Source organism: Actinomadura kijaniata NBRC 14229 (assembly GCF_001552175.1).
GTDB classification, from domain to species: domain Bacteria; phylum Actinomycetota; class Actinomycetes; order Streptosporangiales; family Streptosporangiaceae; genus Spirillospora; species Spirillospora kijaniata.
This window is the reverse complement of sequence record NZ_BCQR01000023.1, coordinates 1-15256: the sequence shown is the minus strand read 5'-3', so window position 1 is coordinate 15256 and position 15256 is coordinate 1. Positions and strand designations below refer to the sequence as shown.

General features: G+C 74.4%; 14 protein-coding genes. 11 read left to right on the top strand and 3 right to left on the bottom strand.

Annotation, left to right across the window (positions count from 1 at the left end):
* Positions 1 to 32 precede the first annotated feature (32 nt).
* Positions 33 to 548 (top strand): DUF5666 domain-containing protein, encoded by a 516-nt coding sequence (locus tag AKI01S_RS08680; RefSeq protein ID WP_067813738.1) that lies wholly within the window; start codon positions 33 to 35, stop codon positions 546 to 548.
* A 20-nt stretch (positions 549 to 568) separates the two neighbouring features.
* Here AKI01S_RS08680 and AKI01S_RS08675 read toward each other — a convergent pair whose 3' ends face one another.
* Positions 569 to 1792: an MFS transporter gene (locus AKI01S_RS08675; RefSeq protein ID WP_067813735.1), complete on the bottom strand. Its 1224-nt coding sequence runs from the start codon at positions 1790 to 1792 to the stop codon at positions 569 to 571.
* A gap of 80 nt (positions 1793 to 1872) precedes the next feature.
* On the opposite strand from AKI01S_RS08675, the gene AKI01S_RS08670 reads away from it, so the two are divergent.
* From AKI01S_RS08670 to AKI01S_RS08645, 6 genes are all read left to right on the top strand, one after another.
* Positions 1873 to 2787: a LysR family transcriptional regulator gene (locus AKI01S_RS08670; protein WP_067813734.1), complete on the top strand. Its 915-nt coding sequence runs from the start codon at positions 1873 to 1875 to the stop codon at positions 2785 to 2787.
* A 67-nt stretch (positions 2788 to 2854) separates the two neighbouring features.
* Complete coding sequence (locus AKI01S_RS08665) at positions 2855 to 3622, top strand: SDR family oxidoreductase (protein ID WP_067813731.1); 768 nt, start codon at positions 2855 to 2857, stop codon at positions 3620 to 3622.
* Positions 3623 to 3638: 16 nt separating this feature from the next.
* Complete coding sequence (locus AKI01S_RS08660) at positions 3639 to 4598, top strand: LLM class F420-dependent oxidoreductase (RefSeq protein WP_067813728.1); 960 nt, start codon at positions 3639 to 3641, stop codon at positions 4596 to 4598.
* A gap of 169 nt (positions 4599 to 4767) precedes the next feature.
* Positions 4768 to 5871, top strand: coding sequence for an alpha/beta hydrolase (locus tag AKI01S_RS08655; RefSeq protein ID WP_083999190.1), 1104 nt, complete (start codon positions 4768 to 4770; stop codon positions 5869 to 5871).
* 97 nt (positions 5872 to 5968) lie between these two features.
* Positions 5969 to 7045: an alpha/beta hydrolase gene (locus AKI01S_RS08650; RefSeq protein ID WP_067813726.1), complete on the top strand. Its 1077-nt coding sequence runs from the start codon at positions 5969 to 5971 to the stop codon at positions 7043 to 7045.
* Between the two features lie 82 nt (positions 7046 to 7127).
* Positions 7128 to 7418: a Fe-S cluster assembly protein HesB gene (locus tag AKI01S_RS08645; RefSeq protein WP_067813724.1), complete on the top strand. Its 291-nt coding sequence runs from the start codon at positions 7128 to 7130 to the stop codon at positions 7416 to 7418.
* A 134-nt stretch (positions 7419 to 7552) separates the two neighbouring features.
* Here the strand turns inward: AKI01S_RS08645 and AKI01S_RS08640 are convergent, their stop codons facing one another.
* Together AKI01S_RS08640 and AKI01S_RS08635 are read right to left on the bottom strand one after the other, a co-directional pair.
* Positions 7553 to 8659, bottom strand: a complete 1107-nt coding sequence (locus AKI01S_RS08640) for an Rv3169 family protein (RefSeq protein ID WP_174567365.1) — start codon at positions 8657 to 8659, stop codon at positions 7553 to 7555.
* Positions 8656 to 9723 (bottom strand): phosphotransferase family protein, encoded by a 1068-nt coding sequence (locus tag AKI01S_RS08635; RefSeq protein ID WP_067813721.1) that lies wholly within the window; start codon positions 9721 to 9723, stop codon positions 8656 to 8658. The genes AKI01S_RS08640 and AKI01S_RS08635 overlap by 4 nt, the downstream gene beginning before the upstream one ends.
* 195 nt (positions 9724 to 9918) lie before the next feature.
* On the opposite strand from AKI01S_RS08635, the gene AKI01S_RS08630 reads away from it, so the two are divergent.
* From AKI01S_RS08630 to AKI01S_RS08610, 4 genes are all read left to right on the top strand, one after another.
* Positions 9919 to 10569, top strand: a complete 651-nt coding sequence (locus AKI01S_RS08630) for an MBL fold metallo-hydrolase (protein ID WP_067813719.1) — start codon at positions 9919 to 9921, stop codon at positions 10567 to 10569.
* Complete coding sequence (locus tag AKI01S_RS08625) at positions 10566 to 11285, top strand: HAD family hydrolase (RefSeq protein ID WP_067813716.1); 720 nt, start codon at positions 10566 to 10568, stop codon at positions 11283 to 11285. The genes AKI01S_RS08630 and AKI01S_RS08625 overlap by 4 nt, the downstream gene beginning before the upstream one ends.
* A 121-nt stretch (positions 11286 to 11406) precedes the next feature.
* On the top strand, positions 11407 to 11610 hold the full coding sequence (locus AKI01S_RS08620; RefSeq protein WP_067813713.1) for a PspC domain-containing protein: 204 nt from the start codon (positions 11407 to 11409) through the stop codon (positions 11608 to 11610).
* 575 nt (positions 11611 to 12185) lie between these two features.
* The coding region (locus tag AKI01S_RS08610) for a hypothetical protein (RefSeq protein ID WP_067813708.1) at positions 12186 to 15256 on the top strand (3071 nt) is incomplete at its 3' end.

Sequence of the window (15256 nt, the reverse complement as noted above, 5' to 3'; positions counted from 1 at the left end):
CCATGGGGACACCGCGAACCGAGGGAGAGACCATGGGCAGGAAGTTCATCACCGGGGTCGCCGTCGGCGCGACGGCCGCCGGGATCGCCGGAGGGATCATCGCCGGGGTCCCGGCGCTGGCCGCCGATCCCACCCCGTCCCCGACGCGATCGGCCGAACGCCCGCACACCGACCGGCCGGGCCGGGGCGCGTTCGGCGCGCTGCACGGCGAGTTCACCGTCAAGGACAAGGACGGCAAGTACGTTTTGCGGGACGTGCAGCGCGGCCAGGTCACCGCGGTGTCGGAGACCTCGCTGACGGTCAAGAGCGAGGACGGCACCACCTGGACGTGGACCGTCAACGGCGACACCCGCGTCGCCCGCAACGAGAAGATCACCTCGCTCAAGGCGGGCGACACCGTCCGGGTCGCCGGCACCCGCAGCGGCGAGACCCGCACCGCCGCGTTCGTCGGCAAGCCGCCCGCCGACGGCGACCGCGGGAAGGGCGACCGGCGCGGTCACGGGCACTGGCGCGGCGACGGCGAGCGGCCCGGCCCGCAGCGTTCCTGAGCGCCCTCGGACTCCGCCGGTCACCCGGGCTCCCCCGGTCCGGGTGACCGGCGGGCCCGCGGGCGCACCCCGGCGGCGGCCACCGCCGCGACCGCCAGCGTCGCCAGGACGTACAGGCCCGTCCCGGTCCAGGCCCCGCCCTCGAACGCGACGCCGCCCGCCGACCCGCCGACGCTGCTGCCCAGGTAGTACGCGAACAGGTACAGCGCCGACGCCTGGGCCCGCGCCGTGCGCGCCCGCAGCCCGACCCAGCCGCTGGCCACCGCGTGCGTCGCGAAGAACCCGCAGGTGAACAGCAGCAGCCCGAGCGCCACCGCCGGCAGCCACGGCGGCAGCGTCAGCAGCAGGCCCGCCGCCGCCAGCCCGACCGCGCCCAGCAGCACCGGCCGCCGCCCGGCCCGGTCGGCCAGCACGCCCGCCCGCGCCGAGGCCACCGAGCCCGCCAGGTTCGTCACCGCGATCAGGCCGACCACCGCCTGCGGCAGGTGGAACGGGGCCTCCAGCAGCCGGTAGGACAGGAAGTTGTAGACGGTCACGAAGCCCGCCATCGCCATCAGCGCGACCACGTACAGCCGCCGCAGCCCCGGGTCCCGCAGGTGCTCCAGCAGTGGCCGGTAGTCCACGCGCGAGGGCCGGAAGCCCCGCGACGGCGGCAGCAGCACCCAGAACGCCACCGTGAACGCCAGCGCGACCAGCGCCGTCACCGCCAGCGCCCACCGCCAGCCCGCGAAGTCGGTCGTCACGCCCGGAACGAGCCGTCCCAGCACCCCGCCGATCCCGGTGCCCGCCACGTACCGCCCCATCGCGCCGCCGAGCCGCTCCCGGGGCACCTCGTCGGCCAGGTACGCCATCGCCACGGCGGGCACCCCGGCCAGCGCGACCCCCTGCGCGGCCCGCGCCGCCGCCAGCGCCCCGAACGTCGAGCACAGCGGGATCAGCAGCCCGACCAGCACCGACGCCGCCGACGACCACAGCATCACGCGGGTGCGCCCGTACCGTTCCGACAGCGAGCTGACCGGGATCACCGCGAGCGCGACCGCGCCGGTCGCCAGCGACACCAGCAGGCTGGCCCGCGCGGGCGACACCGCGAACGCGCCCGACAGCTCCGGCAGCAGCGCCTGGGTGCAGTACAGCGACATGAACGTGGTCAGCCCCGCCGCGAACAGCGCGAGGTCGATCCGCCGCGGATCGGCGGAGGAGGAGTGAGGGACACCGACGGCGGGGACGGGGGAGGCGACGGACATGGCAGCCAGCCTCCGCCCGCCTGCCCTGATGCGTCCAATGATTCTTTTCTCGGAAACCGATGCGCGATATGCATGACGGTATGGACCTGCAGACCGTGCGCTGGTTCCTGGCGGTCGCCGAGCTGGGGCACGTGACGAACGCCGCCGCCGAGCTGCGCGTCTCCCAGCCCGGCCTGTCGCGCGCCCTCGCCCGCCTGGAACGGGAGCTCGGGCACCCGCTGTTCGACCGGGTGGGCCGCGGCGTCGCGCTCAGCCCCTACGGCAGGGTGTTCGCCGAGCACGCGCGCCGCCTGGTCGCCGAGGAGGAGGCCGCCCGCCGCGCCCTCGCCGAGGCCGCCGACCCCGGGCGCGGCGAGGTGTCGCTGGCGTTCCTGCACACGCAGGGGCCGTCGTTCGTGCCCGACCTGATCCGCCGGTTCCGGCGCGACCACCCCGGCGTGACGTTCCGGCTCAGCCAGGACCACGCCGGGCCGATCATCGCCGCCGTCGCCGGGGGCGCCGCCGACCTCGGCATCACCAGCCCCCGCCCGGACGGCCCGGCGCTGGCCTGGCACCCGCTGGTCACCGAGCCGCTCCTGCTCGCCGTGCCCGCCGACCACCGGCTCGCCCGCCGCGCCCGGGTGCGGCTGCGCGAGGTCGCGGACGAGCCGTTCGTGGCGTTCCGGCCCGACGCGGGACTGCGGCCGATCTTCGAGCAGATGTGCGCGCACGCCGGGTTCCGGCCGCGCATCGCCTTCGAGGGGCAGGAGGTCATGACCGTGCGGGGGCTGGTCGCGGCCGGACTCGGCCTGGCGGTGCTGCCGCCGCCCGAGCCCGGCGAGCCCGGCGGACCCGACGCGCACGGCGTGCGGCACCTCGCGCTGGCCGAGCCGGACGCGTTCCGCGAGATCGGTCTGACCTGGGCGGACGGGCGGACCCTGCGCCCGGCGGCCGAGCGGTTCCGCCGCTTCGTCATCGCCGGGCCGAACCTGCCCCGCCAGGTAACTGACTCGTAAGTCACTTCGGTACAGTGCAACCGAGCCCGATTCTGTCGTGGCGACGCCACATCTCTAAGGAGTGCGCATGCGGACCGGACTGCAGGGGAAGACCGCGTTGATCACCGGGGCGTCCCGGGGCATCGGAAGGGCGACGGCGTTCGCGCTGGCCGCCGAGGGCGCCAACGTCGTGCTGTCCTCGCGCAAGCAGGAGGCCCTGGACAAGGTGGCCGCCGAGATCCGCGCCGCCCACCCGGACGCGGGCGTGCTGGCGAAGGCCGCCCACGTGGGCAGCGCCGAGCAGGCCGAGGCGTGCGTGGACGCCGCGGTCGCCGAGTTCGGGGCGCTCGACGTCCTGGTCAACAACGCGGGCACCAGCCCGCACTTCGGCCCGATGACCGAGATCACCCCGGCCGCCGCCGCCAAGACCGTCGAGGTCAACCAGTTCGCGGTCGTGCAGTGGACCCAGCTCGCCTGGAACCGGTCGATGAAGGACAACGGCGGCGCGATCATCAACGTCGCGTCGGTCGGCGGCATGGTCACCGAGCACGGCATCGGCTACTACAACGCCACCAAGGCCGCCGTCATCCACATCACCCGCCAGTTCGCCATGGAGCTGGCCCCGAAGGTGCGGGTGAACTGCATCGCGCCCGGCCTGGTCAAGACCGACCTGGCCCGCGCGCTGTGGGAGGCCAACGAGGAGCAGATCGCCGGGTACATGCCGCTCGGCCGCCTCGGCGAGCCCGAGGACATCGCCAACGCCGCCGTCTTCCTCGCCGGGGACGCCTCGTCCTGGATGACCGGGCAGACCATGGTGGTGGACGGCGGGTCCGTCATCCGGCCGTCGATCGCCTGAGACCGAGGAGACCGCCATGTCGCGCTGGGGACTGACCGTTCCGATGACCGGCCTGCCGCTGGCCGGGCACCGCGAGATCGTCGAGAGCCTGCCCGGCCTCGGCTACACCGACGCCTGGTCGGCCGAGACCAACGGCACCGACGCTTTCACCCCGCTGGCCCTGGCCTCGCAGTGGGCCCCCGAGCTGCGCCTCGGCCCGGCGATCGTGCCGGTCTACACGCGCGGCCCGGCGCTGCTGGCGCAGCAGGCCGCCACCCTCGCCGACCTGGCCCCCGGCCGGTTCGTGATGGGCATCGGCACCTCCTCCGACACGATCGTGCAGCGCTGGAACGGCATCCCGTTCGACGAGCCGTACAAACGCGTCCGCGACACCCTGCGCTTCCTGCGCCGGGCGCTGGCGGGGGAGAAGGTGAAGGAGGACTACGACACCTTCTCGGTCAGGGGCTTCAAGCTGGAGACCCCGCCCGCCTCCCCGCCGCCGATCGTGCTGGCCGCGCTGCGCCCCGGCATGCTGCGGCTGGCTGCCCGCGAGGCCGACGGCGCGATCACCAACTGGCTCGCGCCCAAGGACGTGCGCACCGTGCGCGGCGAGCTCGGCGACGACAAGGAGCTGATCGCCCGGCTGTTCGTGTGCCCGACCGACGACGCCGAGGAGGCCCGCGCGATCGGCCGCTGGATGATCGCCGCCTACATGACGGTGCCGGTCTACCGGGCGTTCCACGAGTGGCTGGGCCGGGGCGAGGCGCTGCGCCCGATGAACGAGGCGTGGGCCGCCGGGGACCGCAGGAAGGCCCTGGAGGCCATCCCCGACGAGGTGGTGGACGACCTGGTCGTGCACGGCTCCCCGGAGGCGTGCCGGGCCCGCGTCCGCGAGTACGTGGACGGCGGCCTGACCACCCCGGTGCTGGCGGTCGTCCCGGGCGGGAACCTGTCCCCGGCCGAGGCCGTGCGCGCCCTGGCCCCGAACGCGGACTGACCCTCCGGCCCCCGCGGGGTACCGGCCGGACCGCCGATTGGTACCCCGCAAAAGGGAGAAAAAGGGCGGCTGCCGACAACTTCTGATCTTCCCGTGGCGTCTGATCTGCCGGACGCCGGTGATCACCAGATCCCGGCGTCCCGGTGCGCGACGCGAACGACGGGGGCGGATGATGACTCTTCTCGGCTGGCCGCTGCTGGTCCTGCTGGTGGTGCTGGCGGTCGCGGCCCCCGCGGGCTGCCTGCTGGCGTGGGGACGGCTGCGGGGCCCCCGGGCCGTGCGGCTGCTCGGGCGCCTCGGGCTGATCGCGACCTGCCAGACCACCGCGCTGCTGCTGGTCGGCGTGGTCATCAACCGCGACCTCCAGCTCTACGCCTCCTGGGACGACCTGCTCGGCACCGGCGCCCGGGACGGCGAGATCCAGGCCATGGGCCCGCCCGACAGGGGCCCGCACGACGGCGGCAGCGTCGGCGGCGGCAGGCAGGGGACCGGGCCGTTCCGCATGGACCGCCGCACCCACACCTACCGGGCGATCGTGAAGGGCCCGAAGTCGGGCGTCACCGGGGAGATCCGCGTGTGGCTGCCCAAGGAGTACGCCGACCCGGCCCACGCGCACAAGAAGTTCCCGGTGGTGGAGCTGTTCCCCGGCTTCCCCGGCACGCCGTCCACCTGGTTCATCGGCATGCGCGGCGGCGACCAGCTCGCCGAGGCGGTGAAGCGGGGCCGGGGCCGGCCGGCGATCCTGGTCGCGCCGATGATGACCGTCCAGCCGGGCCGCGACACCGAGTGCAGCGACATCCCCAAGGGCCCCAGGGTCGCCACCTGGCTGACCGACGACGTCCGCGAGATCGTCGCCCGGCACTTCCGGGTGCGGACCGACGGCCCCGCGTGGGCGGCGATGGGCTACTCCACCGGCGGGTTCTGCGCGGCCAAGCTCGCCACCCAGCACCCGGGCAGGTACCGCGCGGCGGTCAGCATGGCGGGCTACTTCCGGCCCACCGCCCCCGACCTGCTGCGCGACCCGAAGACCGAACGCGCCAACAGCCCCCTGACGCTGGTCGGCAAGCACCCGGCCGTGGAACTGCTGCTGGCGGGCAGCCGCGAGGACCCCGGCACGGTCGCCGCCATCCAGGAGCTGCTGCCCAAGGTGAAGCAGCCGACCAGGGCGTTCACCTACATCGTCCCGACCGGCGGCCACAACATCCAGGTCTGGCAGCGCATGCTGCCCAAGGCCTACTCCTGGCTGGCCGAGCGCCTGCCCGCCCCCTCCTGACAAAACGATCTTCAGTCGGCGTTCACGGAAGGGTCACCGGGGATCCCTACCGTCGTTCCACCGCCCGCGGGCGGCACGGGACGACTGGGGGCGGGGGATGGGGCTTCTGGGCTGGCCGCTGCTGGTCCTGCTGGTGGCGCTGGCGGTCGCGGCTCCGGCCGGGTGCCTGCTGGCGTGGAACCGGCTGCCCGGGCCGCGCGCCGCGCGCGCCGCCGCCCGGCTCGGGCTGATCGCGACGTGCCAGGTCACGGCGCTGCTGCTGGCCGGGACGCTGATCAACCGCGGCCTGCACCTGTACGCCTCCTGGGACGACCTGCTCGGCTCCGGCGAGACGGCCGGCGGCGAGATCCAGGCGGTCGGGCCGCAGGGCGGCGGGACGCGGCGCGGGCTCGGGCCGTTCCGGTACGACCGGCGCAGCCGCACCTACGTCGCGCGCCCCGTCGGGGCGGCGTCGGGCGTCCGCGCCGAGGTGCGGGTGTGGCTGCCCGAGGAGTACTCCGATCCCGCCCACGCGGGCCGGCGGTTCCCGGTCATCGAGCTGTTCCCCGGCTTCCCGGGCTCGTCGTGGACGTGGTTCGGCGCGATGCGCGGGGCGGACCGGTTCGCCGAGGCGCTGCGCCGCGGGCAGGCCCGGCCCGCGATCCTGGTCGCCCCGACGATCACCGTGCAGCCGGGCCGCGACACCGAGTGCAGCGACATCCCGGGCGGCCCCAAGGTCGCCACCTGGCTGACCGAGGACATCCACCGCATCGTCACCGGGCACTTCCGCGCCCTGCCCGACGCCTCCGCGTGGGCGGCGATGGGCTACTCCACCGGCGGGTTCTGCGCGGCCAAGCTCGCCGCCCGGCACCCGGACCGGTACCGGGCGGCCGTCAGCCTGGCGGGCTACTTCCGGCCCACCTCCCCGGACCTGCGGCGGTCCCCGGCGCTGGCCCGCGCCAACAGCCCCGTCGAGCTGCTGGCCTCCCGTCCCGCCGTGGACCTGCTGCTGGCGGGCAGCCGCGAGGACCCCGGCACGGTCACCGCCATCGACGCGCTCCTGCCGCGCGTGAGACCGCCCACACGGGCGTTCACGTACATCGTCCCGACCGGCGGTCACAACGTCCGGGTATGGCGGGACATGTTGCCCCGCGCGTACGCCTGGCTGGCACAACGCCTCCCCGGCCCCTCCTGAGGCCGAGGTTTAGGGGTGGGACGGGCGGGGCAGGGCAGCGCGCGTCCGACCCCGAACCACGGAAGACATGAGGGAGCAGACCATGCTCACGCTGACCGACGGCGCCGTCCAGGTGATCCGTACCGTGACCGCCAACCCCGAGCTTCCCCCCGAGACCGGCATCCGCATCGAACCCGGCGTCAACGGCTCCGACGCGCTGCGCCTGTCGGTGGCCGCCGCGCCGGAGGCGGGCGACCAGATCGTCGAGGAGGAGGGCGCGCGCGTCTACCTCGAACCCGAGGTGGCGCAGCTGCTCGACGACAAGACCCTCGACGCGCAGGTCGACCCGCAGGGGGAGGTGGAGTTCACCATCGCCGGGGGTGACGCGGTCTGACGGGGGCCGGCACCGCCCGCGGTAGCGCCGTTCCGGCGTCCCTGGTCCGCTCCCCGCTCGACCAGGAAGCCCGAACGGCGTGAAGCGCGGCGCCGGCGCGTCCGCGTCGGCGCCGCGCGCGTTCCGGCCCGGGTTCAGTCCGGGAACGACGGGTGGGGGCCGAGCGCCCAGTACTCGTAGAGGCCATAGCCCGTCGTCTCGGCCGTGGGGCCGCCGCCGTCGACGTACTCGTACCGGGCCACCGCGTCGATCATTCCCCACATCCGCGCCGCGTCGTCGGGGTTCCGGGCGTCGTAGGCGATGCCCTGCACCTTCGGCTCCGGCCCCTGGTACATGCCGTGCTTCCAGTCCGGCTCCAGGCCGTAGCCGGTGCCGAGCATCATGTGGACCGGCAGGATCGGCGTCGCGCGGATCTCGAACGGCTTGCCGCCCGGCGGGCCGAACGCGATCGTCGCGTCCACCACGTCGCGCGTGCCCTCGGCGTAGACCGGGTGGTACTCGGGACGGCCCAGGTACTCGGGGTCGCGGCCCTCCTGCGGCCACACCCGGACCGCCTCCTCCAGCACGCGGCGGCCCTTCTCGTCCTCCTGGATGATCGCCAGGACGGAGTGGTCGGCGAACTGGATCGGCGTGTAGAGCCAGTAGAACGTCCCGGCGTTCCTGACCTGGATGCCCGGCGGCTCCGGCTCGCCGACCGGGCGGATGCCCCAGGAGCGGTCGCGCGAGCCCCACCAGCGGTCGGGGGTGACCTCGATCCGCTCGCCGTCGACGGTGAGGTGGCCGGACCAGCGGCCGGTCTGGGCGAGGCGGCGCGAGTCGAACATGACGCGCTCCTGCCAGCGCACGTAGTGCGGCGGTTCGAGCTGGGCGGGGATCGAGCCCTCCCACGTCAGGTCGAACGCCAGCCCGTGCTCGTTGTCGTCCAGCGTGACCCGCAGCCGCCGCAGGCCCTCCAGGACCTCGACCCGGAACGGCCCCACGGTCGTGTCCATCCGGTCGAGGCCCAGCTCGCGGGAGGCCCGCACCACCCGGTGGAGCGGGCCGCGCCGCAGCAGGGCGTAGGCGTCGGTGACGCCGAGGTTCGGGTACTGCCCCATCCCGATGATCAGCATGAGGTCGTCGGAGCAGGGGTGGACGTTGAAGTAGTAGCGGTCGTAGAAGTTGCGGTCGGAGGTGGCGACGTGCCGCATCACCTCGGGGGCCTGGTGGATCGGGTAGTCGTCGAGCGGGGACAGCGTCACGGGGCGTCCTCCAGGATGCGGGCCAGCAGCCGGGTGCAGTTGTTGTCGTGCGGGAACGCGTCGCCCGGCTCGATCCACCCGAAGTCGATCATCGCCTGGCCGATCCGCGCCATGATGCAGGAGAACTTGAAGCCCGACAGGACCTCGTAGTAGCCGAGGTCCCGCACCGGGCGGCCGAGCAGCGCCTCGTAGCGCTCGACGGTCTCGGCGTGCGAGGGGAAGCCCTCCAGCCGGGGGAAGCCGATGCCCTCGGAGTGGTGCCGGTCCAGGAACAGGAACCAGGCCAGGTCCTCCTCCGGCGCGCCCAGCACGGCCGTCTCCCAGTCCAGGACGGCGACCGGCACGCCCTTCTGGAAGATCACGTTGCCGATGCGGGCGTCGTTCCACAGCAGGACCGGCGGGTCGGGCTCGTCGGGCCGGTGCGCGCGCAGCCACTCCAGCGCGCGCACCGCGACCTCCTGCGGGCCGTCGTAGGCCCAGCGCAGGTAGTGCTCGTAGTAGTTGAGGCGCTGCTCCAGCCCGGTCGCGCCCCACTCCGGCCGGTCGAGGAAGCGCAGGCCGAGCGCCCCGACGTCGAGCCGGTGGACCCTCGCGACGATCTCCAGGGTGGACCACCACATCGCGGCCCGCTCCTCCGGCGGGACCTCGGTGACCCAGCCGCCGGAGTGGTAGGGCGGCATGTCGGTGGGGACCCGCCCCTCCAGCCGCCCCATCACGAAGAACGGCGCGCCCAGCGGCTCGGGGGACGGCTCGTACCAGCGGATCGGCGGGACGGGCACGTCGGTGCGCTCGTCCAGGATGCGCATCAGCCGGTACTCGTCGGCGAAGCGCGGCTCGGGGAAGATCTGGTAGCGGGCCGGGGCGACCCGCGCCACGAACGGCTCGTGGCGCCCGGTGCCGTCCGGATCGGTCCAGGCCGCGTCGAACATCAGCGTCTCGCTGGAGAAGCCGCTGGTCTGCGGCGTCTCGATCATGGGGATGGACACCCCCGGCAGGTGCCGGTCCAGCCACCGGGTCAGGATCGCGCGGGTGACCTCGGGATCGCGTTGGTCGGGAACGGGCATGCGCGGCCTCCTCGCCACCACACCTGAAAGTAGAACGTGTTCTATCAACGGGCGAGGGCCCGGTCAACGGCCCGATCCGGCCGCCGCCCGCCCGAGCTGCGCCTATAACGGATCCGGCGGCCGCCGACCGTTTCGGCATGATTCGGCGGTGGGCCGTGACCTGCGCCGCGACACCGGCGTGCGAAGATTTCGCGTATGCGTCTCACCAAGCTCGGACACGCCTGCGTGCGGCTCCAGAAGGACGACCGGACCCTGGTCATCGACCCCGGCGCGTTCAGCGGGGCGGCCGAGGCCCTCGCCGCCGCCGACGCCGTCCTGATCACGCACGAGCACTTCGACCACTTCGACGCCGACGCGCTCCGCAAGGCCATGGCCGAGGACCCCGCGCTGGAGGTGTGGACCTCCCGCGTCGTCGCCGAGAACCTCGCCGACCTCGGCGGACGCGTCCACCAGGTCGGGCACGGCGACGCCGTCACCGTCGCGGGCTTCGAGATCCACGTCTACGGCCGCGAGCACGAGATCCTGCGCCCCGACGTCCCGCCGATCCCCAACACCGGCTTCCTGGTCGACGGCGAGGTCTTCCACCCCGGCGACGCGCTGACCGTCCCCGACGAGCCGGTCCGCACCCTGTGCCTGCCCGGCAACGCCCCCTGGATGAAGATCCCCGAACTGTACGACTACAGCGCCGAGGTGAACCCCGAGCGCGCGTTCGTCATCCACGACGGCCTGCTCAACGACATCGGCCTGAACGTCATGAACACCCACGTCGGCGCGGCGGGCGAGCGCATCGGCCGGGAGTTCCGGCGGCTGGCCCCCGGCGAGTCGGTGGAGCTGGGCGCCGCGTGACCGAGACCTTCCCCGACGAGTTCCCCGCCACGGCGAACCGCCCCATCCAGGCCGTCTTCTTCGACATCGGCGAGACCCTCGTCAACGAGGGCGAGATCTACGGCCGGTGGGCGGACTGGCTGGGCGTGCCCCGGCACACGTTCCTGACCAAGCTCGGCGCGCTGCTGGCGACCGGCGGCACCCACATGGACCTGTTCGAGTACTTCAAGCCGGGCTTCGACCTGGCCGAGGAGGAGGCCAAGCGCGCCGCCGCCGGGGTGCCCAACGGGTTCGGCCCCGCCGACCTGTACCCCGACGCCCACGACTGCCTGGCCGGGCTCCGCGGGCAGGGCCTGTTCGTGGGCGTGGCGGGCAACCAGCCCGTCGGGGCCGAGGCGCAGTTCGCCGCGCTCGGCCTGCCCTACGACGTGCTCGGCATCTCCGACGTGTGGGGCGTGGAGAAGCCGTCCCCGGAGTTCTTCGAACGCTGCGCCCAGCTCGCCGACGTGCTGCCCGACCACGTCCTGTACGTCGGCGACCGCATCGACAACGACCTGCGCCCGGCGCTGCGGTTCGGGATGCACGCGGCGTTCCTGCGGCGCGGCCCGTGGGGCCACATCCAGGAGGACCCCGGGGCGCTGGCGGAGGCGACGTTCGTCCTGGACGACCTGACCGGCCTCCCGGACCTGGTCGCCGCCTACAACTCCACGGACCGACCACTAGGGGACATCCCTTAATCCCCAGGTAGTGGAGGCGAACCAGCCGTTAGGCCGATTCGTGGCGGGTAGGTGCTCCGTAGCGTGGAAGACGTCGACGAGACACCGAAGAGACACCGACCCGACACGAATCGGAGTGAACATGAACGGCCTCTACCGCCCGCGCGACGGACGCATGATCGCAGGGGTGTGCGCCGGCCTGGCCCGCCGGTTCGGCATGTCGGCCACCGTGGTCCGCATCCTGTTCCTGCTGTCCTGCCTGCTGCCCGGCCCCCAGTTCATCGTCTACGCGGTCCTGTGGGTCATGCTCCCGAGCCAGGACCGCCACCACGCCCGCACGCACTGACCGACGCGACACCGCGGCGAACCAGGACTCCGGGAGGCTCCCGTGTCCGGCCGTCGGGCCGGACACGGGAGCCCGTGGACGTCAGGTAGTCAGGCCGCGTCCCGGCCGTAGGCGGGGGCGCGCGTTGACGCCTTGCGGCGTCGGTGGATCCAACTGAAGAGGCGGGGCGGGGGCGCTTCGCGCTCGCCGAGGTTCGAGGCTCTGCGATCGATGGGGTCGAAGTACGACGCGTCATCGAGATCGCCATATGCGACGCGCGTGGCCAGGGCCATCACCTGACGTTCCGAGGGCAGGTCGTCGGGTTCTCTGTGGACGCTGGTCTGGCCACGGTCCGTACCCGTCCCGAAAGGAGCTCTCGGCCGCGGCCGCCGCGGGCCGGAACTTCGATCTCCGTGACGCCATGGACACGCCAGGTGAGGTTCCCCAGGTGAGGGGGCGAACGCGGGGGGCGGCGGAATCGGGCGGCGCCCCGACGGATGTTCCGGTTTGACTGTTCTCTGGATGATCAGGTGACAGGCTTCCCCATAGGTACTTAGATCGGGCGAAGCAGTCCCTATCGCAGGGAAGGAGCGGACGTGCCCGACCCCGCCGACTCCCGGCTGCTCCGATTCCTGCGCGACCTGGCCCGAGCCCGGCGCGACCGTGCCGGACCGGGAACCGAGCCGCAGGTGTACTGGCTGGCCGACCTGCCCGGCGACGTGCGCGTGAACGACGACGCCGGGCCGGGCGAGACGCTGTTCGCCGTCCCGGCGGGCCCCTGGCACGGCCCGCTGTCGGAACTGGCCGCCCGGGGCGGCGCGGCGGAACTGGCGACCGGGCTGCTGGCGTGGCGGCCCGCCGAGGGGCCCGCGGTGCGCGGGCACCTGCTGACCACACCCGTCCGGGTCGTCGCCGACGCGCGGTCCGGACGCCTCGACGTCGTCCTGGACGGCCCCACCCGGCTGCGCGACCGCGAACTGCTGGCGGGCCTGCCCGGGTTCCGGCCCGCGCGCACCGACTGGGTGTGGGACGCGGTGCGCGACGGGCAGGGGGTCGGGCTGCGCGCGTCGGCGTCGGACGTGCTGCGCAAGTGGTGCGCGGTGGCGTTCCGGGACCAGACGGTGGCGTTCCGGGAGGACTGGGCGGCCCCGGCGGGCCCGCCGCCGTCCGTGCCGCTGCTCCGGCTGGCGCCCGCCCTGGTGGTGCGGCCGGGGACGCTGGCCGACCACTACGCGGGCCTGGCGGCGGAGCGGGAGACGCCGCCGGGGGTCGCGGCGTTCCTGGAGCCGGGGGCGCGCTCGCCGGTGCTGCACGTTCCCGAACGGACCCCGCAGGTCGTCGCGGACCTGCTGGCGGGCCTGCTGGCGCGGGGCCTGCGGGTGCTGGTGGCGACCGGCGCCGACCTGGGGGACGCGCTGCACCCCCGGGTGGCGGTGCTGTGCGATCCGGGGGCGTTCCCGCTGCGGGGCGAGCCGGAGCCGGTGGACGCGCTGGTCCGCCGGGAGGGGGAGGCCGCGCAGGTCGTCGCCGAGCTGAAGGAGCGGCTCCGCCTCACCGAGGACACCGGCGACTGCGACCTCGGCCCCGGCTACCGGGGCGACCGCGCCGCGCTGGCCCGCCGCATCGCCGCCGAGGCCGACCGCTTCGACTGGCTGCCGCCCCGCCCCGACCTGCCGACCACGCCGCCGCTGACCGCCGCCGAGGCCGCCGAGCTCGTGCGCCTGATGGCCGACACCGGCGAGGACCGCACCCGCCACCGCGACGTGGACCCGCGCGCGCTGCCCGGCGCGCCCTACGTGCGGACGCTGATCGAGGCGGAGGCGGCCGCCGCCGCCGAGGCGGAACGCAACGAGACCGACCTGTCGCGGCGGCTGCGCCGCTGCGACGTGGCGCTGCTGGCGCGCCTGGACGTGCGGGCGACGACCGTGCGCAGCGCGCTGCGCGACCTGGGTCTGGCGGGCCATCCGGGCGGATGGGACGACGCGGACCACGCCGCCCGCGCGTTCACCGACGCCCTGGCCCACCGCCGCCCCGCCGTGTGGGCGCGCGTCGCCGAGCTGGCCCCCCAGGCGGAGTGGGCCGAACGCGCCATGGCCTCCCTCGGCGACCGCCACGTCGAGATCCCCCCGGACGAACCCCACCTGCGGCACCTGGTGGCCTCCGCCCAGGAACTGCGCGCCTACCTGCTGGGAGGCGGCACCCTGAAACGCGGCCCGCTGCGGCCCACCGTGCAGCGGAACGCGGAGACCCTGCTCACCTCGGTCACCGTGAACGGCGAACCGCCGACCACCCCCGAACGCCTGGAGGCGGTCCGCACGCACCTGATGGTGCGGATGGCCTGCCAGGAGTTGCAGTACGTGTGGGAGGCGGCGGGGGTGTCGTTCCCGGCGGACGTGCCGCTGCCGGACCGGGTGACGCGGTTCGCGCGGGCGCACGCGAGGCTGGCGCGCGTCCGCGACGTGCTGCCCGCGATCGAGGAGACGACCGAGCTGCTGCGCGAGGCGGGCCTGAACATCCCCCTGACGCACCCGTTGCAGTGGCACGCCTACACGGCGGCGCTGGAGAACGTGCTGCTGGCCCAGGGCGTGAGCCGGGCGGCGGCCGACCTGGCGGCCCTGCGGGACTCCATCGGCGCGACCCCCGACGACCCGCCCGAGCTGCACCGCGCGCTGGCGGCCGTCGAGGCCCGCGACGCGGAGGCCTACGGCGACGCGCTCATCGACCTGGCGGAGGCCCGCCGCACGCGCGCCGCCCAGCTGCGCCGGGCGGACCACCTGGAACGGCTGGCCGCCGTCCACCCCGAGCTGACCGACGCGCTGACGGTGCCGTCGCCGGAGTGGCCGTCCCGGGCGGAGCACTGGGACGAGGCGTGGGCGTGGGCGCACGCGGCGGGCAGGCTGGCGGCGATGTCGCGTTCCCCCACCGAGGCGCACCTGCGGCGGGCGCTGGCGGAGGCGGAGTCCCGGCACCGCGACCTGGTGGCGGCCCGGGCGTGGAACGCGCACCTGGAGAAGGCCATGTCCCCCGCCCGCCTGGTCCCGCTGTGGCGGGTGCCGGAGACGGTGGCGCCGGGGGAGACGTTCGACGTGGTGATCGTGGACGGCGACGAGGACACCGGGGCCGAGGCGCTGTTCCTGCTGTGGCTGGCCCCCCGCCTGATCCTGGTGGGCCCGGAGTCCACCGACCTCCCGTCCCCCGACACCCCGGTCCCGGCGGACGCGCTGCCCGCGGACCTGCGCGGGGTGGTCACCCCGACGACCTCCCTGTTCACCCTCCTGAACGCCCGCTTCACCCCGCCGGACCGGCCCGCCCCCGCAAACGCCGAGCCGGTGAACGTGCCACGGCAACGCACCGCGCCGGAACCCGCCGCCCCCCGCCACGCGGAAGCGGAGCGCCCCGCCCGGAAGCACGCCTTCCCCGGCCGCGTCGAACACCCCGCACCACGTCACACCACACGCGACCACCCCGACACGGAGCCCGAACGCTCCCCCCGGAAACACACCGCACCCCGCCGCCTCCCACCAGAGCAACCCACCCCCGACCACCCCAACCCCGAACGCAACACACCAGCTCCTCCCAACCCACGCCCCACGACCCCAGAACGCCCCACTTCGGAGCGCGCCACCCCAGAACGCGCCGCCCCAGAACGTGGCGTGCCCGAGCGTGG

Bases quoted from the DNA above. Each gene is read 5' to 3' on its own strand.
- AKI01S_RS08675 (WP_067813735.1), bottom strand. From the start codon at position 1,792: ATGTCCGTCGCCTCCCCCGTCCCCGCCGTCGGTGTCCCTCACTCCTCC.
- AKI01S_RS08630 (WP_067813719.1), top strand. From the start codon at position 9,919: ATGCGTCTCACCAAGCTCGGACACGCCTGCGTGCGGCTCCAGAAGGAC.
- AKI01S_RS08655 (WP_083999190.1), top strand. From the start codon at position 4,768: ATGATGACTCTTCTCGGCTGGCCGCTGCTGGTCCTGCTGGTGGTGCTG.
- AKI01S_RS08645 (WP_067813724.1), top strand. From the start codon at position 7,128: ATGCTCACGCTGACCGACGGCGCCGTCCAGGTGATCCGTACCGTGACC.
- AKI01S_RS08680 (WP_067813738.1), top strand. From the start codon at position 33: ATGGGCAGGAAGTTCATCACCGGGGTCGCCGTCGGCGCGACGGCCGCC.
- AKI01S_RS08665 (WP_067813731.1), top strand. From the start codon at position 2,855: ATGCGGACCGGACTGCAGGGGAAGACCGCGTTGATCACCGGGGCGTCC.
- AKI01S_RS08650 (WP_067813726.1), top strand. From the start codon at position 5,969: ATGGGGCTTCTGGGCTGGCCGCTGCTGGTCCTGCTGGTGGCGCTGGCG.
- AKI01S_RS08635 (WP_067813721.1), bottom strand. From the start codon at position 9,723: ATGCCCGTTCCCGACCAACGCGATCCCGAGGTCACCCGCGCGATCCTG.
- AKI01S_RS08620 (WP_067813713.1), top strand. From the start codon at position 11,407: ATGAACGGCCTCTACCGCCCGCGCGACGGACGCATGATCGCAGGGGTG.
- AKI01S_RS08660 (WP_067813728.1), top strand. From the start codon at position 3,639: ATGTCGCGCTGGGGACTGACCGTTCCGATGACCGGCCTGCCGCTGGCC.
- AKI01S_RS08670 (WP_067813734.1), top strand. From the start codon at position 1,873: ATGGACCTGCAGACCGTGCGCTGGTTCCTGGCGGTCGCCGAGCTGGGG.